The organism is Vibrio sp. ECSMB14106, assembly GCF_000972265.1.
GTDB lineage: Bacteria > Pseudomonadota > Gammaproteobacteria > Enterobacterales > Vibrionaceae > Vibrio > Vibrio kanaloae.
The window spans coordinates 72,527-94,426 of sequence record NZ_LAUM01000007.1 but is presented as its reverse complement, the minus strand read 5'-3'; the positions used below and the strand labels follow the sequence as shown (position 1 = coordinate 94,426).

Here is a 21,900-nt window from a genome sequence, read left to right as displayed (position 1 = left end):
TGTTCGGGGCTTTTTGTTTGTTAGTTAGTTTCGCTAGCTTTTAGTTGTGAAAAACCTAGGCCAGCAACTTACTCTATAAATTAACCATCAGCACCTTTTTCTGGTGATCTAAGTACTCTTCATAAGTACCTTGGAAGCTCACTAGCTGTTGGTCTTTTACATCGATGATGTGTGTTGCTAATGAAGAAACGAACTCACGGTCATGACTTACGAAGATAAGCGTGCCAGTGTAAACTTTCAACGCGTCGTTCAGGGCTTGGATTGCTTCCATGTCCATGTGGTTCGTTGGTTCGTCCATTACCAGAACGTTGATGTCTTGCATCATTAGCTTGCCGAATAACAGACGGTTCTTCTCACCACCAGAACAGTTACGCGCTTTTTTGTTCGCATCGTCAGCAGTAAACAATAGACGACCTAGAATGCCACGTACCATAAGGTCATCGTGCTTCACTGTGCGCCATTGTGAGATCCAATCGAAGATGCTCAGGTCGTTATCAAAGTCAGACGTGCTATCTTGTGGGCAGTAGCCTACTGATGCGTTTTCAGACCATTTAACGATACCTTCGTTTTGCGCTAGCTCTTGAACTAGACAACGTAGCAGCGTGGTTTTACCCACACCGTTCTCACCGATAACCGCAAGACGAGTACCCGCTTCAAGCAGCAAGTTACCACCAGCAAATAATGTTTCGCCATCGAAGCCGTGACCAAGATCTTGAAGTTCAAGTGCTTGACGGTGCAGTTTCTTACCTTCGCCAAAATCAATAGATGGGCTCATACGGCTCGATGATTTCACTTCATCAAGCGTGATTTTGTCCATTTTCTTAGCGCGAGAGCTTGCTTGTTTTGCTTTAGATGCGTTAGCACCAAAACGGTTTACGAAATCTTGAAGCTCGCTGATTTCAGCCGCTTTCTTAGCATTGCTTGCTAGAAGTTGCTCACGAATCAAGCCAGATGCTTCTAGGAAGTACTCGTAGTTACCAGGGTAAACACGTAGCTCACCGTAGTCGATATCTGCCATGTGCGTACACACAGAGTTCAGGAAGTGTCTGTCGTGCGAAATGATGATCATTGTACATTTACGCTGGTTGAGCTCTTCAGCAAGCCAGTTGATCGTGTGAATGTCCAAGTTGTTGGTTGGTTCATCAAGAAGCAAGATATCTGGGTTTGCAAACAGCGCTTGTGCCAATAGCACACGCAGTTTCCAGCCTGGAGCAACTTGTTGCATCAAGCCGAAATGGAACTCTTCTTCAATACCCGCTTGGATTAGGATATCGCCAGCACGGCTTTCTGCTGTGTAACCATCCATTTCCGCGAATTCGCTTTCAAGTTCCGCGACTTTCATGCCGTCGTCTTCGCTCATTTCTGGTAAAGAGTAAATGCGATCACGCTCTTGTTTTACTTCCCACAGCTTTCTGTCGCCCATTATTACAACGTCGATAACGCTGTATTGTTCGAATGCGAACTGATCTTGGCTCAAAACCCCCAGCTTTTCTCCTGGAGTGATAGAAACGTTACCCGAACTTGGCGTTAGTGCACCACTTAGGATTTTCATGAACGTTGATTTGCCGCAGCCATTAGCGCCGATCAAACCATAGCGGTTGCCGTTACCAAATTTAGCAGAGATGTTTTCAAACAGCGGCTCTGCGCCAAATTGCATTGTGATGTTCGCGGTAGATATCAAAGAACTAATTCCTAAGCGTGTACTGACACATAATTATTAAGCAGAAAGACGTGCCTATATAAGAAGTACGAAAGTATGGGTTAAACATAAAACGAAGCGCGGATTATATAGAGATCAGGATCACATTGTCGAGGTTAAACGGTGAAAGGATGGCGAACAGTGCAAAATTAAATACAATTCCTCTGTGATTAGGCCATAAATAGAAAAAATCCCCATTAATTCGATTAACGGGGATTCAATTAATCAAAAACAGAAGCGTCCTATTGAGGACGAACTCATGCTCTTAATTCTATTTAGTTATTTTCTTCTGGACGTATTTTTGGCTTACATCAACAACCGCAACATCTCTAAAGAAACTTCTACCCAACAGAAGTGGGAAAGAAAGATGCGTTCTGTCTGCTAACGTAAATTCCGTTTTATCTTTTAGATCACCAATTTGAATCGCGGCAACGACAACAGCACGTCGTTGTGTACCCTCAGCGCTTGACTGCTTGATCTTAACCCAACGCTCTACTGGTAAGCTGATCTCTTCGGTTGTGATGTTGTCATGTTCAATTTTGAACTTAACCCAGTCTTTGCCGTCACGTTCAAAATCGACAATATCAACCGCACTGATTGATGATGTTGTGGCACCTGTATCGACACGTGCTTTAAACGCTTCTTTTAAACCAGGAACAAACACCCACTCCTCTTCCCCAAGAATCAGTTTGCCATCGTTTGTTTTTCTAACCTTTTCTACCGGCTTTTCAACAGGCACAGGTTTTACCTCAGGTTCAGTTGGTTTTACTTCTTCAGGCTTTTCTGTAGGTTCTGTGACTTTTTCGCCTTCTGCTGCGTCAGCTTCTGAAGAATCATCCACAATAGGTTGCTCGACTTGAGGCTTTTGCTCTGGCTCGACAGGTACTTGAGTTGTCGAGCAAGCAAAAAGACCGCCACTTAACATTAGGACTATAATCGCTTTCCAATTATACATTCAGTCACCTTCTATTTTGATACGTTGGCTATCGCTTTTGCTACGTAAGGAATATGCGATTCAGAAAGACCTGCAATATTGATGCGTCCATCACCAACACCATAGATGCCATACTCTTCACGTAACTGATTCATTTGAGTTTCTTTAAAGCCTAGTACAGTAAACATACCTTTATGGCTTTCAATGAAATCAAATTGTGACGTGTTATAAGTATTTCGCAATTCATCACATAAACTTTGGCGCAAATTTAACAAACGCTGCTGCATTTCACTCAACTCTTGCTTCCAAACCTTCGTTAACTCTTGATTCTGAAGAATTGTTTTCACCAGAGCCGCACCGTGATCGGGTGGCATAGTGTAAGTTGAGCGAGCCAGCGTAAGAAGCTTACCTCTTGCGTTGCCAACGTGCTCGTTGTTCTTACCGATAACGATCGCCGCACCCGTTCTTTCACGGTATAAACCGAAGTTTTTCGAGCAAGATGTTGTTATCAGCATTTCTTCAACGTTGTTAGCCATGTGTTGAAGACCTTTCGCATCTTCTTCTAAGCCGTCTCCAAAGCCTTGGTAGGCAATGTCAACGAACGGTAAGAAGCCATTCTTTTGCGATAACCTGGTGATTTCTTGCCATGCTTCAAAGTCGATATCAGCCCCCGTTGGGTTATGACAACAACCGTGCAGTAATACCACGTCTGATGGACCTGCTTTTGCAAGGTCTTCCAACATTTTTTCAGTATCAACTTGCTTCGTTTCAGGAGTGAAGTAATTGTAGTATCGAACTTTTAAGCCTGCCGCTTCCATCACCGGTTTGTGGTTAACGTAGCTTGGGTTTGAAATCCAAACTGTGGTGTCTGGTTGAGAAACTTTCATTAAGTCGCCCAACATACGAAGTGCACCACTTGCACCCGGTGTTTGAATCGCAGCAACGCGATCCATTGCAGAAGTCCCTTTAAGCAGAAGATCAACCATACTTTGGTTGAACTCTTCACAGCCTGCTAGGCCAACGTAAGCTTTGGTTTTCTGCGTTTCAACAACGATATCTTGAGCCATAGAAACAGCTTTCATGATCGGTGTTTCGCCTTGGTCGTTTTTATAAACGCCAATGCCCAAGTCGACTTTATCAGTACGAGTATCGCCGCGGTAAGCAACAGAAAGAGATAGAATTGGATCTAAAGTTGGTTTTGGTAGATGTGAAAACATGAAAGTCACAACCCTTTGAAATTCAAGTAATGAGTTTCACGTTAACATTATCGTAGACAAATCAGAAACATTTTTTAATAGAAGCGCTTAGTTAGAATAAGTAATCAGAGATTGGTCATTTTACGTCACTAAACAGCGCAAATATCGAACACTTTTAGTGCTTTATCAATAGAGCAGTAGCTTGTTTAAAAAGTACCTTGTTGATTTTCGGCTAAATACCTTGTTTGAATTGCCTTGGTGTCATGCCCGACCAAGTCTTAAATCGAGTACTAAAGTTAGCCGCATTCGGGTAACCCACGATCTCGCCAATATGTTGAATCGACCAATCACTCGACCTGAGTAATCGCGCCGCGTACTCCATTCTCATACGCATAATGTGGGTCATCGGGCTATGAGAATAATATCGTTGACACAAGCGATGGAAATGCGGCTCTGAGCACGGGAACAAGCTCGCAAGCTCATGAACATTCCACTCTTTATGGAGCTGCTTTTGTACGTTGTCGAACACGCGTCTTAAACGAATTATGTTACGTGATTGTTGCTGAGGCACTGGTGCATTAATCATAAACTCTATTTGAGCCACACTGTGATTGGCGATCGCTCCACCCAAATCGATGGGCAGCGCAATGCTTCTTAACAAGGTATGAATGCAAGACGACACCACCTCTGCTGCTGGCGAAAGTGTGTAACTCACTTCATCGCTCACTACTTTATCCCATTGCTTATCTGGCGAGAGAAAGATCCATGCGATTTGCCATGTTTCTTCTTCAATCCCAAAGCCATTTTCTGTGCCCGCAGGAACCGTAATGCATGACCCTGGCTCTAGAAGATAGCGACACGCCCCGCTTTCTAACCACCCTTTACCCCTAACCGTGTATAGCAGCATGTGTTTCTGAGGATTCTTCCGATGTACCGAAAAGAAATCTCGGCACGACGCCGTCCCACACTGAACGATACCTAATTGTTCGAATGCCAATACATGGCTTTGATCGACAAACTCTTGGTGTGTCTGATCAGAGATCTCGTAGCGTTCGTGTTTCTCACTCATTTCACTGGTCGCTCATTAGGTTTGTCTGCAATTGAATCGCCACATTAGTCATTCGATAGTTTTGAAGTAGATGATTTTGAAAACAGATCGCTTTGACAAATAGACAGCTTTTGAAAATAGATAGTTTGGCAAAAGTTTGTGATGAACCTGAACAATACAGCCGAAACAAATGCCGATAAACTTCTCGCATATTAACTACAGGGGAAATGCGATGCGCTCGACATATCGTCATCTAGACAAAGATTTTTGGCAACAGCTGTTACACATTGGTTTGCCTGTATCGCTACAAACCATGTTGTTCTCATTACTCGGTGTGGTCGATATTTTTATGGTTAACCAACTGGGTGACTCTGCAACCGCCGCTGTTGGTGTGGGTAACCGTATATTTTTCTTCAACTTGATCATGGTATCCGGGATTAGCGGCGCCGTCAGTGTGCTAGCTTCACAATATTTCGGTGCGGGAGATTTCAACGGAATTAGACGCACATTAGCTCAATCATGGACACTGTCTGTCTTTGCCATCATCCCCTTTGTGTTCATTTATACATTGGCTCCTGAATCAGTCGTGTCTGTGGTGGCCTCAGACCCTGATTACGTCCGCTTGGCAACGGATTACCTTTGGATAACAGGAGCCAGCCTTATTGGAACCGCTATAGTTGTGCCGCTAGAAACTGCGCTTCGTTCTGTGGGCGAAGCCAAGCTGCCCACCAAAATCAGTATTTGGGCGATCATCGTGAACGCGATTCTCAATGCATTGCTGATATTCGGCTTATTTGGCATCCCTGAACTGGGGGTGGTTGGCGCGGCAATTGGCACCACCATATCTCGATTCTTTCAAACGATTGCCCTGCTTGGTATGGCGAAGAGACACTACGCTCACCTGTTCCCAACACTGACTAATTGGCGCGATGCAATATTGCCTAAACATAGAAAGAAGTATCTCAAGATAGCGATTCCGATGTTGGTTCATGATACGGCTTGGGCGGGTGGAATACTGATTTATAACGTTATTGTTGGTCAGATGGGTGTTGGCGAGCTTGCGATAGTCTCACTGTTATCGCCAGTAGAAAGCATCTTGATCTCGGCGTTTATGGGTTTTGCAGTCGCGGCATCGATCATTTTAGGCAACGAGATCGGCGCGAAAAACTATCAACGTGTTGAGAACACCGCTTGGGGGTATGTATTGGTCAGCTGTGGGCTTGCGGCTTTACTAGCCTTGATGTGCTGGTTTGCTAAACCCGCGATCGTATACATGATCGGCCTTACTCACTTAGAGCTCAAAGAGACGGCTGTTAACGTCACCTTAGTCATGGCACTCGGCATGATACTAAGAGTCTTCAATATGGTTGGCATTGGTGGTGTGTTGAAAAGCGGTGGAGACATCAACTACAGTATATTCATCGACTTGTTTGGCCAATGGGCAATCGGTATCCCCCTTGCCTACTTTACTGCGCTGGTGTTGGGTTGGCCGCTAGAATGGGTTTTGATGATTGTGCTGCTGGAAGAGCTAGCCAAAATAGCTCTGACCAGTCAGAGGATTCAATCTAAGAAATGGATAAACAATTTAATCGACGAGCCTGAGCACATTCCTATTTAAGCAGGCGCCAAACCGACACTAACGTGCGGGCGATAGATTCAAAGAACTCACACCCAAGGGCTGATTTGTAGCATTTCGCTAACGATGAAGCCCTTTTTTCTGTTTCTGTTTACGAGAGTACTAAATCAGAACAAGCTTATAAGTCAGCAAAGCTATAAGTCAGTAAATCGATGAATGATTTGGTTTGAACTACCACGCCAATCCAACATTGGATCTGCTTTATCTTGCTCAAAGCGGCCATCAATCAAAGTATCAACGTATTCCAGTACTTGCTTCTGTTTTTCATCAAGCTCATCTAACTCGTAACCAGTCCACATCCAGATGTCTTTGCCTTCACATTCTGCTTTTACACGCTGAACAAGCTTAAGCACTTCAGAAACGTTTGCAGGATGCAAAGGATCACCACCAGAAAGCGACAAGCCACGACGCTTGATTCGTGGATCATTGAGATCAGCGATAATGTGGTCTTGTAGTTCTTGAGTAAACAAATGCCCTGAGTCCAACCTTTGCGTCGATTGGTTATAACACCCGCGACACTGGTGTACACAACCCGACACAAACAAAGTGCAGCGTGTTCCTGGGCCATTTACAACGTCGATTGGGTGGTATTGGTGATAATTCATAAGGCAGTATTGAAAACTCGTGATTACTTAATAGTTTGAGAAGATGTGTTGTAACAACTGAAACGAAAGAATTGGTATCGACATAGCGTCGATACCAATCTTATTTCTTGGAACGTAGCTCTTCTAAGTTCACTAGCTAACGATCGCAGATCTTAACCAAGATCCTTCGTTAGATTAAAGGTGCTTAACGCGGCGTTTAACTTCTTCTTGCTTACCAAAGTTAAATGGTCGTGCATCTGGGCTACCAAGGTAACCACAAACACGGCGTGTTACCGATACTTTGGTTGAGTCATGGTTGCCACACTTAGGACACGTAAAGCCCTTACTTGTACAGTCGAACTCACCGTTGTAACCACATTCGTAGCACTCATCTATCGGCGTGTTGGTGCCGTAGTAAGGAACACGTGTGTAGCTGTAATCCCATACGTTTTCTAGTGCTTCGATGTTCTTCTGCATGTTCGGGAATTCGCCGTAACAGATAAAACCGCCGCTAGAAATTTCAGGATAAGGCATCTCGAAATCGATCTTGTCGTATGGGTTCACTTTCTTCTGCACATCTAAGTGGAAGCTGTTTGTGTAGTAACCACGGTCTGTTACGCCATCAATCACACCAAACTCTTTAGTGTCGATGCTGCAGAAACGGCTACATAGGTTTTCACTTGGTGTGCCGTATAGGCTGAATGCGTAACCTGTCTCTTTCGTCCAAGATTCCACTTCACGCTTCATGTACTCCACCAGCTCAAGCGCTTTAGCACGCATTTCGCCGTCGTCGTACAAGTGAACGTCTGTGCCGTAAAGCGCAGTCATTGCTTCGTGGATACCAATGTAACCAAGAGAAACAGATGCACGACCATTCTTGAAGATATCTGCAATAGAGTCATCTGCTTTCAAGCGAACGCCACATGCACCTTCCATGTATAGAATTGGAGCAACACGTGCTTTCACGTTTTCTAGACGAGAAATACGAGTTTCTAGCGCACGACGAGCTAGCTTCAGTTTTTCATCAAGCAGTTCGTAGAACTTAGTCATATCTTGTTTTGCGTTAATCGCAATACGTGGCAAGTTCAGGCTAACAACACCTAAGTTGTTACGGCCTTCATGAATTAACTCACCGTTTTCTTCGTAAGTATTCAAGAAGCTACGGCAACCCATAGGGGTTTTAAATGACCCTGTCACTTCTACTATTTTGTCGTAGTTAAGGATGTCTGGATACATACGCTTAGACGCACATTCAAGCGCTAATTGCTTGATGTCGTAGTTTGAATCTTGCTTCTGGTGGTTCAAACCATCTTTGATTGCAAACACCAGTTTAGGGAATACCGCTGTTTTGCGGTTCTTACCCAAACCTGCGATGCGGTTTTTCAAGATAGATTGCTGAATCAGTTTTGAACCCCAGCTTTCGCCTAGACCAAAACCAAACGTAACGAATGGTGTTTGACCGTTAGCCGTGTGTAGCGTGTTTACTTCGTATTCCAAAGATTGGAACGCGTCGTAACACTCTTTCTCGGTACGAGAGATAGCAAAAGCTTCTGGGCTATGAATGTCCCACTCTTTCGCTAGCGATAAGTGCTTTTCGTAACTCGCCATCACGTAAGGTTCTAGAACCTCGTCGATACGGTTAATCGTAGTACCGCCGTAAATGTGGCTCGCCACTTGTGCGATGATCTGTGCCGTTACCGCTGTTGCTGTAGAAATCGATTTAGGTGTGTCGATTTCCGCGTTACCCATCTTGAAGCCATGCGTTAACATGCCTTTCAAGTCGATAAGCATACAGTTAAACATTGGGAAGAACGGTGCGTAGTCTAGATCGTGGTAGTGAATGTCACCACACTCGTGAGCTTGTACGATGTCACGCGGCAAAATGTGAGTTTTTGCATAGTGTTTAGCCACGATACCCGCCAGCAAGTCACGCTGAGTTGGGATAACTTTACCGTCTTTGTTGGCATTCTCATTGATCAGATCAACATTGCTTTCTTCGATCAAACCTTCGATCTCGCGAGTTAAAGCGCTTTGCTTCTCACGTGCGATGTCGCGGTCATGACGATATTCAATGTAGGCACGAGCCAGAGACTTGTATGGTCCCTGCATTAGCTCGTTCTCGACCATGGTTTGAATTTCAGAGATATGAACTTCATCGTAGTCTTCGAGCTTCAACTCAACTGCTAATGCCACATTCAGTGCATAAATAGCAATTTCCTTATCGGCTTTGTCTGACGCTGCTTCCACTGCAGCTTGGATGCGATCTCTATTGAATGGAGCTCTTGAGCCATCACGCTTGATTACGATTGATTTCACCACTTCTCCTTACTCTTGAGGTACTCACAGACTTATCCACAAACACACTATATAGAGCGATTTATCGTTTAACTAACACTAGATATTGTGGCGTATTTAACGAGAACCACCAACTTTGAGTATTGATTTGGATCAATAAAACGCGCACGCTGAACAAGATAAATCCAATATTATTACGTGAGTTCTCAAGTCGAAAAGAAACAATGTAACAATAAAAAAACTGCTAAAAAGAGTTGAATTTTTGGTAAGTGTTGTAGGATAACGGCTCAACTATATTGGACACCAAAATTAGGGATATTTGGGATGAAACGACTTCAAAAGTGGATAATGTTAGCTTGCTTACTCAGTAGCCAGACATTTGCTGAACCTTTGACCATATCCAGTTGGAATATCGAATGGTTATCAACCAACGAGGCTGTGAATAAGTTTTCTGCCCAACGTGATCAAGCTGATTTCGACAAACTTGAAGAATACTTTCAATCCTTAGATGCGGATGTGGTCGCCTTTCAAGAAGTCGACGACGTCAATGCCATTCAGCGCATCGCCGGCGATCAATACAAAATATTGATGTCTGACCGTGCATTGCCCAAAAATAGTAACCGACAATTCAAAGAAGTGAACCAATATACGGGCTTCGCGGTTCGTAAAGGAATCACACTCACCGACTACGCTGACTTTCCTCTGGAAACGAGTGCTAACAGCAAGCTCAGATTTGCCAGTTATATGGTTGTGGAAACGGATTCAAATCCAATTCACATGTTGTCAGTGCACTTAAAGGCCGGATGCAGCGGCGCTTACAAGTCGAACCGTGACTGTTCAAGACTTAAAGACCAAGCTAAGCAACTGAATAAGTGGATACAGCAAAGAGAACGTAAAGGCGAAGACTACGCGATTCTGGGCGACTTCAACCATAACCTATCCTATTCAAGAGATTGGATGTGGAAAGATATGACGCAAAATACCGATGCTCAGTTGGCAACAAGAAAAACTCGAGCAGATTGTAAGGTGCGATCTAACCGCAATAACCATCGCACGCACCAGTTCCGCTCTGTGATTGATCATATTGTAGTGAGTAAGTCGCTAAATGCTTCTCCTGCAAAGCAGAAGGTCTTTGAAACGCAAGATGTGCTTGATTACAAACTTAGCGACCACTGCCCAGTTTCAACGACTATCAAATAGTAGGTAGAGATGTAAAAAGAGGCTTACCTGCTTTGCAATTAAAGTCAATCAGCCTCTCAAATGCTCATATCAAGCCTACTCGATAAGCGGTAGGTTTAACGCTAGCAAGTTCTATTCGTACGTCCCGCCAGCCACATTCCCACCAGCATACTTAAGACGAACAACCACACCGTGGGGTTGCCGCCACTAAGGCTGGTTACTGCAGGGCCCGGGCAAAAACCTGCAATCCCCCAACCTAAACCAAAGGCAGTTGAACCTAGAATCAGCTTTCTGTCGATTAGCGGGTTGTTACGGCTATCTAACGGCTCGCCATTGACCGCTTTAGCACGCTTTTTAATGACCAGATGATAAAACGGTGCGAAGACCAATAACGCGCCACCCATCACGAATGCCAAGCTGATATCCCAGTCGCCAGTAATGTCTAAAAAGCCAAGTACTTTGTTTGGATCAACCATGCCTGAAATGATCATGCCAGAGCCGAAAAGAAGACCTGCGAGCAAGCCAATAACGATAGTAAATGAAGAGTTTTTCATTACGCCCCCAAACCAATCATATTCTTAACCAACACAGTTGTCATTGCCACACCCATAAACACACAAGTGGCGACAATTGAACGTTTAGACAAGCGAGCCATTCCCACAATACCATGACCACTCGTACAGCCATTTGCGACCTTGGTGCCGAAGCCCACCAATAGTCCGGCTATGATAACCACTGCAAAGTTGATTTCTTCTAACTGAGGAAGTTGATAGCCAGTTGGAATCAACAACCAACCGCTCACAACCATTCCGACAACAAAGGCAAGTCTCCAATGTTTCTCGGTTTTCTCAATACGCGTGTCCGAGCTGGATTCAGATCCTGATTCTAAGCTTTTATTCTTTCTAGACGGTAATAAACGACTAACGATTCCGCTGATTCCTGCTACTCGCCCGATGCCCAACATCAGAATAATTGCCGACGCGCCTAGCAGCATGCCGCCGAAAAACGCATCCCAAGGTATAAAACTAATCACTGACCTCTCCTATCCACAAACTCTAATCTAACTCACCACAAGTTAAATTAGAGTTTACTAATAAATATAAATTAGTCAATGCTAATGTAATGGCACTATGTTTCGGTTTGCAAGTCTAGTGTCTAAAGCCAAGAAGCTTCACCCATGAAAAAGCCCCTAGGCGTTAACCTAAGGGCTTAAGATTTATTCTGTCTTTTGGTAAAGAACCGCTATTTGATCTTGTTCTTCTCAGCAATCCACTGCGACATGTACTTAGTGCTCGCCATGCTGTGGTGCTTCAGCATAGAGCCAAAGAAGTTATCCAGTCGATGAGACTCAAGCTCGGAGTCTAACGTAATCAATCGCTCGATCAATTTATCGCCCAGTTGATTCTGTTCATAGTGCGCTTCAAGAATTGAATGACACTGACTTTGAGCCTTGAGCCACTTCTCTTCATCGTTATAAAGAGCAACAGCTTGTTCAACAAACTCGTCGATATCGTCTGCAACCGCGCCCGGCCATTGCAACTCACCTTGCGGTAACATGCCTTCACTACCAATTTCACTGGTCACGTTTGGAGTTTGAAGTTTCATTGCATCAAGCAACTTACCTTTAATGCCCGCACCAAAACGCAGTGGCGCGACACACACACGTGCCTGCTCCATCACTTCTTGAGCATCTTTCGCCCAACCTTTGATATGGAAACCGGTTTTAGGGTTGTGTAATGCGGTCGCTTTTGGCGGCGGATACGATCCATAAATATGAAGTTCAGTGTCAGGCAGCTGTTTGCGAATCTTCGGCCAAATCTTCTGTAACTGAAGCACAGCATCCCAATTCGGTGCGTGTCTAAAGTTACCTATCGTCATGAAATGCTGACGTTCTTCAAAGCTTTTCGTGCTTTCAGGAAGCGTATTAAGATCAACCATGAAAGGTAGATGGTGAAGCAGTTTGGGATCGATATTGAACTCGGATTGAAGCAGTTCCATCTCGTAACTTGAAATGATCAACGAAAGATCACAGCGCAGAATAGCGGCAATTTCACGTTTAGCTAAATCGCTGTACAAATGTGCTTTGGTCAATTCCGTTTCTTTCTTAACAGCTTCATGTCGAGCATTGCGTAGGAACTGTAAATCTTCAGTATCCAGTAGCTTAAAGGCATTCGGACATACCTTCTCAACGCGCCAGCCAAATTGTTCTTCCATCATGAAACGGTCAAACATAACAACATCAGGCTGCAACTCTTCGATGTACTGGTCAAAGCTATCGCAATTTAGCTGAATAGATTGGCTCGTGATGCCCTCTTCAGAGAGATCGATCATGTGCTCGGTTTCTTGAGCTGGCGTTGCAAATTCAACTGACCAACCTTGTCTCTTGAACAGGCGTAAAAGAGACATCATATGGCTGCCAGCCGCCGATGAATTCGGTTCTGGCCAAACGTAGCCAATTGCTAAAACTTTCTTCAAAACACTTCCTAAGAAATAACAAAAGGGACTGTAGAAGTCCCTAATTAAACGTAAGTCGATTTATACCACTGATTATAATGAGTTCTAAAAACTCAGCGATCAGATTCGCTCACCTACATTGCGAGCGATCATAAGTACTTCATCAGCTGAGTACAGGTTTGAAATCGTGGTTTCGACTTCTGCACCCAACGTAGTTTGATAAAGCTTTTGTGCAAAGTTGTCTACTCTGGTGGTAACCAGAACATGTTTGAGCGTCGAGCCTTGATCCACCAAATGCTGTTTTACCTGCGGCAGGGAATCTAGAATCAGCGTTTTACCCAATCCTTTACCCTGCGCAGTTGGTAGCACGGCAAGTTGCTCTAACTCTAATACAGCTTCAGGTCTAAACCCACTCTTCTGAACCCAGATGATGTAACCCACGATCTCACCTTCACTCTCTGCAACAAAGTTAAGAAAGCGTGGCGCGGCATTTAAGTTACACTGTAACCAATCTTTTGAGTTCTGTTGTCGAACAAACGTTGCTTGGTGGACTAAAGCCGCCCCATCTAGGTCGGCTTTAGTCATAAGACGTACTTTGGTTACTGTGTCCATCAGCGTTATTCGCTCGCTGAATTCGGGTGTGTTTTACAGTGTAAAATGGCTCTTTCTAGAAGCTCTAACGCAGATTTGTCGGCTTCTGGAAGCTTAGCATCCGATTGACCTAGCGGTTCAACGCGGCTGCCCCACTTAATGTGGCCAGCACCCCAAGTTAAACCAGCACCAAATGCTGCAACAAGAATGTTTGAGTTAGGTTTAACAAAGCCTTGCTCTAGCGATTCACACAGTGCAATAGGTACGGTTGCAGCCGATGTGTTGCCGTAGTTTTGGATGTTAACAAATGCTTTCTCGCGCTCAATACCCGCCATATCACACAGAGTTTGAATGATTCGGATGTTCGCTTGATGCGGAATCACAACATCGATGTTTTCAGTTGAGATGCCAGTGCGGCTCAACACTGTGTGTGCCGCTGCGCCCATGCCTTTCACTGCACGCTTGAAGATCTCTTTACCAACGAAATCAAAGTCCCAGTAACCGTTATCAGCAGCAAAGCGGTCCATAGATGTACCGAATTTTGGTACTGCTAGAATGTCACGGCCCTCTGCGTCACAACCGATTTGCGCTTCTTGTAAGCCAACTTGTTCTTCGGTGCGAGATAGAACCACAGCGCCAGCGCCATCACCGAAAAGAACCGCGGTATCACGCTTGGTCCAATCAATGAAGAATGACAGGCGTTCTGCGCCTACAACGATCGCATTGCGGTAGTTACCCGCTTGAATCAGTCGAGTCGCCGTTTCAACACCGTAAATGAAGCCAGTACACGCAGCGTTAAGGTCGAAAGCCGCTGCGCTTTTAATGCCTAGGTTCTGTTGAACCTTAGATGCAGTGTTTGGGATCAGTGAGTCTGGGCTGCACGTCGCGATGATAACGAGGTCGATGTCTTCAGCCGTTAGACCAGCACACGCCATGGCATGTTTCGCAGCAACAGTCGCTAGCTCAGAGGTATTTACATGACTGATACGACGGTTTTCGATACCAGTTCGAGTTCGAATCCACTCGTCAGACGTATCAATGAAAGTGCTTAGATCATCATTGGACAGCACGGCTGGTGGCAGACACTTTCCCCAGCCAGTAATTTCGGCGTAAAATTTTGTCATCATTTACCTATTTATTGTTTGTTTTTATTTAAGTATCGTATTCTAGTTTTAAACAGTATAAGCGCTCTGTGCGTGATTCGTAAATCGCGTTAGCCACGGAGTTGCAATAAAAAGAGAAAGTTATGTCTACATTCAACACACGCTGCCCTTCTTGTAATGGCGTAAACCGAGTTCCTTCAGAAAGAATTTCAGAAAGCCCAACTTGTGGTAAGTGCAAAACAGCACTGCTCGATGGAGCTCCTATCGAGGGAACGTCACTTAATTTTCAATCTATCTTGAACAGTTCACAACCTGTGGTTGTCGATTTCTGGGCGACATGGTGCAACCCATGCGTGGGCTTTGCGCCAGTGTTCAGTGACGTTGCTAAAGAGCGTTCGGGAGATGTTCGATTCGTTAAGATTGATACTGAAGCTCAGCAACAACTTGCCGCGATGTACCAAATCAGAAGCATTCCGACCGTGATGGTGTTTAAAGACGGTAAACGTGTCGATACGATTAACGGTGCACTGCCAAAAGGTCAATTTGATCAGTGGCTTAATCAAGCACTAGCTAAGTAATACTATTAGCTAAACTATTGTTTAAGCTATTGATTTAGAATTACTTAATTCTAAGTAAGCACACAAAAATAGGTTAGAGAGTCTTATCAAACCAAGACTCTCTAACCTACTGTTTTATTTATGGTTATCACTTAACTTCTTGAATTAAACCACAGCTTCGCCTTTCTCTTGAATACTAGATTCTTGCTTACCTAACCCGTATTGCTGTTTGATCTGGTCTGCGACTTTCTCGGCAATCATAATGGTTGGTGCATTGGTGTTTGCCCCAATCAGTGTCGGCATCACAGAAGCATCAATGACTCTCAAATTATCCAATCCATAAACTTTGAGATCTTTGTCCACCACGGCTAATGAATCGCTACTAGGTCCCATTTTACAGGTACCCACTGGGTGATATTGTGTGTCTGCACGGTTGCGAATATCTTGCTCGATAGCCTTATCATCACTGGCGTCTACGGGGTAGAAAGCATTGCCACGGATATCATCAAACGCGGAGCTCTCTAACATTTGATACTGCTTCTTCCAACCCTTAATCATGATCTCCATGTCTTCAGGATGACTGAAAAACGCAGGATCGATCTTAGGCGGATCATAGGGATCATTACTATTGAGCGTAACTGTGCCATGGCTCTTCGGTCGTAACAGCGTGACATGAGAGGTAAACCCATGACTGATATGGATTTTTCGGGCATGGTCATCGACAACAGCGACCACAAATACAAACTCTAAATCCGGTACAGCGATATGATCTTCGGAGCAGAGAAAGCCTATCCCCTCTGCAAAATTGCTACTCATCTTACCGCGGCGTTCTTTGTGCCAGAGCGGTAAGGCTTTGGTCATTTCAGAGGCCATTTGCAGCGAGATGCCGAAGGTTTCACGCTTTTCACTGCATTTGTACGAGTGCACTAAGTCGATATGGTCTTGAAGGTTCTTTCCCACTCCAGGTAATTCATGAACTTGTTCGATGCCATGTGTCTCTAGTTCAGCTTCAGCACCGACACCCGACAGTAACAGCAATTGCGGAGAACCAAACGCGCCAGCAGATAGAATCACCTCTTTGTTAGAACGTATTTGATAACGCTTTCCGTTAGAGCCATATTCAACGCCGACCGCCTTCTTGCCTTCAAACAAGACCTTATGTGTGGTGGCTTTAGTAACGACCGTGAGATTCGATCGTGAAAGGTTTGGCGTTAAGTAAGCCTTGGCAGCACTGCATCGTTCGCCATTCAGCTGTGTTACCTGCGTCGGCATCGCCCCAAACTGAGCAGCACCGTTAATATCCTCATTGCGAGGCACACCTATCGATTCACACGCCGTTAAATAACGTTCCAACATAGGGCTTGGAGATCGAAGGTTAGCCACATTAAGAGGACCACCTTGGCCGTGATATTCATCTTGGTGGACTTCGTTATTCTCTGCTTTTTTAAAGTAAGGCAGACACGATTCATAGTTCCAGCCAGCATTACCTAAGCTTTCCCATGTGTCGTAGTCGTAGCGGTGCCCACGGGCATACATCATTGCATTGATAGAACTAGACCCGCCAAGTGTCTTTCCCCTTGGTTGGTAGCCTTTACGACCGTTCAAACCCGGCTGTTCAACCGTTTCGAATGCCCAATTATTGAGTTTGGTTGGCATCATCACGACCACGCCAACGGGTGTGTGAATAAAGGGGCTCGTGTCTTTACCGCCCGCTTCTAACAAGCAAACCGTCACATTAGGATCTTCCGACAACCGAGAAGCCATCACACACCCAGCCGAACCTCCGCCAACAACAATAAAATCATAACTATCCATTGGTCATCTCCGCTATTTCTAGTGGGTGTAATTCTCGTTTCAAAATTTTGCCTGTCGCCGTCATTGGTAGCGCTTTACGAATGAACACCTTGCGAGGGTATTGGTAGTCGGCGAGTTGCTCACGACACCATGCTATCAACATAGCACTATCACATTGTGTATGTTCGTGAAGCACCACATGAGCGCGAATTTTTTCGCCTAGATTTCGCCTAGAGGATCATGATCGTTCACCCACCACCGCGACCATTTCCACATCGGGGTGGCACATCAACACTTCTTCGATTACTCGCGGATACACGCGTGTCTATGTACGGTTCATTAAATTTGTTTTGTAATCAAGTTCAGATCAACGGTCTACTATCTTCCAAATTAAAGGCCAATGAGAAAAGGATTAACGGCTTTTCTAATCTTATAAATTGATAACAGATCATAAAATATCTTCATTGTATTTTGGTGTATATAGACGATAGATCTCTTTTATCTTAACGACCATTTTTATTCGTTTTACCCAATTCACTTTCTACTACATAGTCGCGGAAAATTCTTAATTTCTTTCACTTTAGATAGAGGCTCCTGCATTGGAAAACGTTCAACCACCAACTCGCATCACCGTTCCGGTTATTGCGCTGTCTTTTTACGCGATCGCTTCAGGCTACTTAATGAGCTCACTACCATTAATGCTTTCTGAGTATGGCCTAGACAGTAGTTTATCGAGTTGGCTGGCGAGTGCATTCTATGCGGGTCTACTGGCTGGTACGTTATTGATTGAACGTGCAATTGCTCGTATTGGTCACAAAGACGCATTTGTGATGGCACTGAGCATTTTCATCTCTACAATCATTGTGTTACCAATGCTTCCACACCAAACAATATGGTTACTTGCTCGCTTTGTCGCAGGTGTTTCTGTGGCAGGCATTTTCGTGATCGTTGAATCTTGGTTAATGAGCGGTGAAGAGTCACAACGAGCAAAACGCTTAGCTATCTATATGTGTTCACTCTATGGTGGCTCGGCTATTGGTCAGCTTGGCATTGGTTACCTAGGGATTACAGGCGGTGTCCCTTTCATCGCAATTTTCACCCTGTTGTTTGGGGCAATCATTGTATTAATATACGGACAAGCGACACCACCACCGATCCACGATGCGCAGTCTTTGTCTTTTAAGCAAGTCAGCAAGTTGAGCCACAGCGCTCTAATTGGTTGTATCGTATCGGGCCTAACGCTAGGCGCGATTTATGGCTTGATGCCTGTTGAGCTAGCTCAGCGCAACATTTCTCAATCTGACATTGGAAGCTTAATGGCTTTGGTTATTATGGGGGGTATGGCTGTTCAGCCTATGGTGACTTGGTTATCACGTTATGTAGGTCAAGTTCTGTTGATGGCTTTGTTCAGCTTACTCGGTGTCGCGAGCATTGCTGCATTGACTATGAATCACGAGCTTCAAATGTTAGGCATGAGCTTGTTTGTGTTGGGGATGGCGACATTTGCCCTTTACCCTATAGCAATTAACTTAGGTTGCCGTAACTTAGACCCAAGCTATCTGGTTTCAGTGACTCAAATCATGCTGCTTTGTTACAGCATTGGTTCGGTTGCAGGCCCACTAGTAGCAGACAGCTTCATGGATTCACAAGCAGGTCTATTTACTTACCTATTTGCGTCTCTGCTTGCGACAACTATTTACATGCTTATGGCGAGCCTCAAACGCTCTCCTCTTCAAATCGCAGGCGAGTAAGTAATTAAATCGCGTCTGTATCATTGAATTATAATCACACAAGTCGCTGCATTGTGACAATTGATGATGTTTGGGGGCTCTCATTCAGACTATTTAGTTTCAAGGAGAAGCCCCCTTTTCAATTTTGGGAAGTCAACCTCGATAAGAAAACCCATAAACACATAAAATTCGACGCCAAAATTGAAAAACATCAACATCACAACCTTCCTAACCCTTCAAACAAAAGAGCAGTCGCTTAACTTGTGACTCGGTGACTCTTTCGGTATTGACTTGGTGACAGCCCAAAATGCTTTTTGAAACGATGTGAGAAATTATAAGGATCTTTGTAGCCTAATCGATTGGCAATCATCGACACCGACCAATCTTGATGTTTCAACAAACTGGTCGCTTTGTCCATTCTAAGCTGGATCAACTTGCTACGAGGGGAAACGTTAAACAGTAATTTAGTCACTCGGTTTAGCTGTTCTTCACTGATAAACACCCGCTCCGCCATACCTGCCACTGTCCACGTTAAATGCAGACTACTTTCGATTTCGTTGTATAACGCTTGAACACGCGCTGTGGTGTTGGTCGATTTAGGCTCAAACCCCGTTAGGGTTCGAATGATCTCGCTCATGAGGAGTTTTCTATAACTTGCACGGCCGCCAATTTCAAAGTGAATCAAGTTCATCAGCGACCAAACCTGTTCGCACTCTCCGAAAGGCACAATACTCTGACCCAAGCCCGCAATATGTTGCCATTGCAATGTATCAGGCGTCAGCATCCACGCCATTTTCCAATAATTGTATTGAGGATCAAGCTCGAAGCGAAATGACGTTCCCGCAGGCAGAACCACAAGCGTGTATGGCGTGATGGCTTGTACCGAGGTTGAGGTGGTGAGTATTCCGCCTCCTTCTTGAGTAAAAATCAACGTATGAACATTCACAGATTCACGCTCAACCCAATACGCGTCATACAGCTTCGCCATGCCACCCATATAGACACCGCAGCTTTTCATCTCTGGGATATCTTCAACGGTCAAAAAACGTTCTTTGCAATGCTCTGCGAGAAAAACTTCATCTTGCCACGTTGTTTTAGGCTTCATAACATCAATGACGGATTCGCACAGGTTTTGTTGTTTTTTAAACATGTTGTTACTTCACTCAAGTCACTATAGTTCTGCCATAAATCGGAGAGCTTATGACAACTAACATCAACCCTAACTCATCTATGAATAACAAGCCAGAAAGCATCTTACCTCGTATCGTTAAACTTGGTTTGCCCGTTGCTTTGCAAAGTGCACTGGTGGCTATTCTTGCCCTTGCTGACGTCTTAATGGTCAGTGATTATGGTATGGAAGCAGCTGCCGCTGTGGGAATTGCATCAAAATGGCACTTCGTTGCGATTATGATTATGGCAGGGTTGGCCTCAGCAAACGGAACATTAGTTGCTCAATACTGGGGAAGGAATGACCGAAAAAGCGCGCGAACAGTATCATCTATCGCGATGGTGTTTGGCTTAAAAGTTCTGTTGCCTGTTACTGCAATCATCACTCTTGGTTCTCAGTTTTTAATGATGTTGCAAACCAGCGATCAAACCGTAATTGAACTTGGCGCGACTTACCTATGGTATGGCTTCCCTGTTCTACTGCTGACTCACATTGTCGTCGTAGTAGAAGCAAGCATGCGCTCATCGGGTGACACCGTAACTCCACTACTATTGGGCGCGGTGACCATTGCACTCAACATTGCGCTTAACTTCGTTCTAATCAAAGGTGCTTTTGGTATTCCCGCTATGGGCGTAGCAGGTGCAGCACTGGCGACGACACTCGCTCGCGCAATTCAAGTTGGCTTAATGTACGGCTACATGCGCATGCGTAAACACTGGTTGTTAACCACGCCTAGCTCACCACATCGTCCGTCATTATGGTTATCTTACCGTCGTATTGCTTTGCCACTCACGATGAATGCCGTGTTATGGGCAATGGGAACGATGGCGTACCAAATGATCTTCGGTCACATGGGCACAACGGAACTTGCCGTGTTCTCTATGCTCGCGCCGTTTGAGTCGTTGTGTTACTCGATTTTCTTTGGTATTTCGGTGGCATGTTCAGTGCTACTTGGTCACTCACTGGGTCGTGATGAATTTGATGATGCAATGAGCATGGGGTTGACATTCATTAAAGCCGTCGTTGGCTTCGGCGCGGTTGTTGGATTGCTACTGTTTATGGGCAAAGAGCATGTTCTAACATGGCTGAACCTTTCTACAGGTGCACTCTACCCACTCGCTTCACCTGCAATAGCCATTATGTGTTTTGCTGTGGTGATTCGCATGCTGAACATGGTGATCATCAACGGTATTATTCGCGCTGGTGGCGATAATGCGTTCTGCCTGCGTATGGATTTCATTGCGATGTGGATGGTGGGTATTCCAGTATGTGTCTACGGCGCGTTTGTCGCTGGATGGGATTTCAAATACATCTATGGTTTGATGTTGGTAGAAGAAGTGGTGAAACTGGTAATTTGTTCTCATCGTTACCTAAGCCGACGCTGGATCAACAACCTAACGGTGACATACGAAGAACCACAAGCGGCATAATCTCTTACGTTCAAGGTTTTAGGTTTAGGCATCGGCTATAAACACAAAAAGGTCTGATAAATCAGACCTTTTTCATTTTTGGTATAACCGTTTTTAGAGCATAATTTACTTCTTGTTCATTCTCATATGGCGGTTAGACACATTCGGCAGTGGCTTCTCTGGCACCTTTCGTTTTTCATGTATCAAATGTCGAATCGCTAAGATAGGATGCTTAAGTAGCATTCGTGGCCCGGCATAACGCATCACTAAATGCATTTGCTCTTTCGGATCAGGTTTATAGCAATGAATTGGACACTTGTTACAGGTCGGTTTTGCTTCACCATAAGGACATCTATCGAGCCGTGTTTCGGCGTAACGCAACAGTTGCTCACACTCTTCACATAACGCGTTATTCTGACGATCTTCACCGTGGTGAGCTTTACAGTAGATGTGCACCATCGCTATAACGGTTTTGTACTCCGTTGCGAGTTCACCTTGAAGAATGTTGTTATGTTGAAACATG

19 protein-coding genes and 1 pseudogene are annotated in these 21,900 nt (G+C 44.7%); 5 read left to right on the top strand and 15 right to left on the bottom strand.

All coding sequences use genetic code 11. The features are described from left to right. Positions 1-73: 73 nt before the first annotated feature. The 4 genes from WR49_RS07300 to WR49_RS07285 all read right to left on the bottom strand — a co-directional run bounded on the left by WR49_RS07300 (position 74) and on the right by WR49_RS07285 (position 4,898). Positions 74-1,681, bottom strand: a complete 1,608-nt coding sequence (locus WR49_RS07300; RefSeq protein WP_077681451.1) for an ABC-F family ATPase — start codon at positions 1,679-1,681, stop codon at positions 74-76. A gap of 289 nt (positions 1,682-1,970) precedes the next feature. Further along, a complete protein-coding gene (locus WR49_RS07295; protein WP_017058264.1) occupies positions 1,971-2,654 on the bottom strand; it encodes a putative ATP-dependent zinc protease in 684 nt (227 codons plus the stop codon). Between the two features lie 11 nt (positions 2,655-2,665). Then, positions 2,666-3,850, bottom strand: coding sequence for an amino acid aminotransferase (locus WR49_RS07290; RefSeq protein WP_046223566.1), 1,185 nt, complete (start codon positions 3,848-3,850; stop codon positions 2,666-2,668). A gap of 211 nt (positions 3,851-4,061) precedes the next feature. Further along, the gene (locus WR49_RS07285) at positions 4,062-4,898 is read right to left on the bottom strand and encodes an AraC family transcriptional regulator (protein WP_046223565.1); all 837 of its coding nucleotides are present in this window, start codon (positions 4,896-4,898) and stop codon (positions 4,062-4,064) included. A gap of 169 nt (positions 4,899-5,067) precedes the next feature. Between WR49_RS07285 and WR49_RS07280 the strand changes: the two genes are divergently transcribed. Then, positions 5,068-6,495, top strand: coding sequence for an MATE family efflux transporter (locus WR49_RS07280; protein ID WP_046223564.1), 1,428 nt, complete (start codon positions 5,068-5,070; stop codon positions 6,493-6,495). A 152-nt stretch (positions 6,496-6,647) separates the two neighbouring features. On the opposite strand, the gene nrdG is transcribed toward WR49_RS07280, so the two are convergent. After that, positions 6,648-7,118 carry an anaerobic ribonucleoside-triphosphate reductase-activating protein gene (gene nrdG / locus WR49_RS07275; protein ID WP_017058260.1) on the bottom strand — a complete coding sequence of 157 codons (471 nt, stop codon included), beginning with the start codon at positions 7,116-7,118 and terminating at the stop codon, positions 6,648-6,650. A 174-nt stretch (positions 7,119-7,292) separates the two neighbouring features. Then, positions 7,293-9,413 carry an anaerobic ribonucleoside-triphosphate reductase gene (gene nrdD, locus WR49_RS07270; RefSeq protein WP_046223563.1) on the bottom strand — a complete coding sequence of 707 codons (2,121 nt, stop codon included), beginning with the start codon at positions 9,411-9,413 and terminating at the stop codon, positions 7,293-7,295. Between the two features lie 303 nt (positions 9,414-9,716). On the opposite strand from nrdD, the gene WR49_RS07265 reads away from it, so the two are divergent. Further along, positions 9,717-10,592 carry an endonuclease/exonuclease/phosphatase family protein gene (locus tag WR49_RS07265; RefSeq protein WP_046223562.1) on the top strand — a complete coding sequence of 292 codons (876 nt, stop codon included), beginning with the start codon at positions 9,717-9,719 and terminating at the stop codon, positions 10,590-10,592. 101 nt (positions 10,593-10,693) lie between these two features. Here WR49_RS07265 and WR49_RS07260 read toward each other — a convergent pair whose 3' ends face one another. The 5 genes from WR49_RS07260 to WR49_RS07240 all read right to left on the bottom strand — a co-directional run bounded on the left by WR49_RS07260 (position 10,694) and on the right by WR49_RS07240 (position 14,740). Then, a complete protein-coding gene (locus WR49_RS07260; RefSeq protein ID WP_046223561.1) occupies positions 10,694-11,125 on the bottom strand; it encodes a YeeE/YedE family protein in 432 nt (143 codons plus the stop codon). Beyond that, the gene (locus WR49_RS07255) at positions 11,125-11,601 is read right to left on the bottom strand and encodes a YeeE/YedE family protein (protein WP_082082753.1); all 477 of its coding nucleotides are present in this window, start codon (positions 11,599-11,601) and stop codon (positions 11,125-11,127) included. The genes WR49_RS07260 and WR49_RS07255 overlap by 1 nt, the downstream gene beginning before the upstream one ends. A 212-nt stretch (positions 11,602-11,813) precedes the next feature. Next, on the bottom strand, positions 11,814-13,046 hold the full coding sequence (locus tag WR49_RS07250) for a glycosyltransferase (RefSeq protein WP_046223559.1): 1,233 nt from the start codon (positions 13,044-13,046) through the stop codon (positions 11,814-11,816). A gap of 99 nt (positions 13,047-13,145) precedes the next feature. Further along, positions 13,146-13,610: a GNAT family N-acetyltransferase gene (locus WR49_RS07245; RefSeq protein ID WP_046223558.1), complete on the bottom strand. Its 465-nt coding sequence runs from the start codon at positions 13,608-13,610 to the stop codon at positions 13,146-13,148. A gap of 32 nt (positions 13,611-13,642) precedes the next feature. Continuing rightward, complete coding sequence (locus WR49_RS07240) at positions 13,643-14,740, bottom strand: ketoacyl-ACP synthase III (protein ID WP_046223557.1); 1,098 nt, start codon at positions 14,738-14,740, stop codon at positions 13,643-13,645. A 122-nt stretch (positions 14,741-14,862) separates the two neighbouring features. On the opposite strand from WR49_RS07240, the gene trxC reads away from it, so the two are divergent. Further along, a complete protein-coding gene (gene trxC / locus WR49_RS07235) occupies positions 14,863-15,297 on the top strand; it encodes a thioredoxin TrxC (protein WP_016787647.1) in 435 nt (144 codons plus the stop codon). Positions 15,298-15,441: 144 nt separating this feature from the next. Here trxC and WR49_RS07230 read toward each other — a convergent pair whose 3' ends face one another. Continuing rightward, positions 15,442-17,091 carry a GMC family oxidoreductase gene (locus WR49_RS07230; protein ID WP_046223556.1) on the bottom strand — a complete coding sequence of 550 codons (1,650 nt, stop codon included), beginning with the start codon at positions 17,089-17,091 and terminating at the stop codon, positions 15,442-15,444. After that, positions 17,084-17,389, bottom strand: a pseudogene (locus WR49_RS20970) (AMP-binding enzyme); the annotation flags it as partial. The gene WR49_RS07230 and the pseudogene WR49_RS20970, both read right to left, overlap by 8 nt. 280 nt (positions 17,390-17,669) lie before the next feature. Between WR49_RS20970 and WR49_RS07225 the strand changes: the two are divergent. Further along, positions 17,670-18,821: an MFS transporter gene (locus tag WR49_RS07225; RefSeq protein ID WP_017058251.1), complete on the top strand. Its 1,152-nt coding sequence runs from the start codon at positions 17,670-17,672 to the stop codon at positions 18,819-18,821. Positions 18,822-19,056: 235 nt separating this feature from the next. On the opposite strand, the gene WR49_RS07220 is transcribed toward WR49_RS07225, so the two are convergent. Beyond that, positions 19,057-19,950 (bottom strand): helix-turn-helix domain-containing protein, encoded by an 894-nt coding sequence (locus tag WR49_RS07220; RefSeq protein WP_017058249.1) that lies wholly within the window; start codon positions 19,948-19,950, stop codon positions 19,057-19,059. Positions 19,951-20,000: 50 nt separating this feature from the next. Between WR49_RS07220 and WR49_RS07215 the strand changes: the two genes are divergently transcribed. After that, positions 20,001-21,398, top strand: a complete 1,398-nt coding sequence (locus tag WR49_RS07215) for an MATE family efflux transporter (protein ID WP_046223555.1) — start codon at positions 20,001-20,003, stop codon at positions 21,396-21,398. Between the two features lie 105 nt (positions 21,399-21,503). On the opposite strand, the gene WR49_RS07210 is transcribed toward WR49_RS07215, so the two are convergent. Continuing rightward, positions 21,504-21,899, bottom strand: a complete 396-nt coding sequence (locus WR49_RS07210; protein ID WP_046223554.1) for a nitrous oxide-stimulated promoter family protein — start codon at positions 21,897-21,899, stop codon at positions 21,504-21,506. Position 21,900 lies beyond the last annotated feature (1 nt).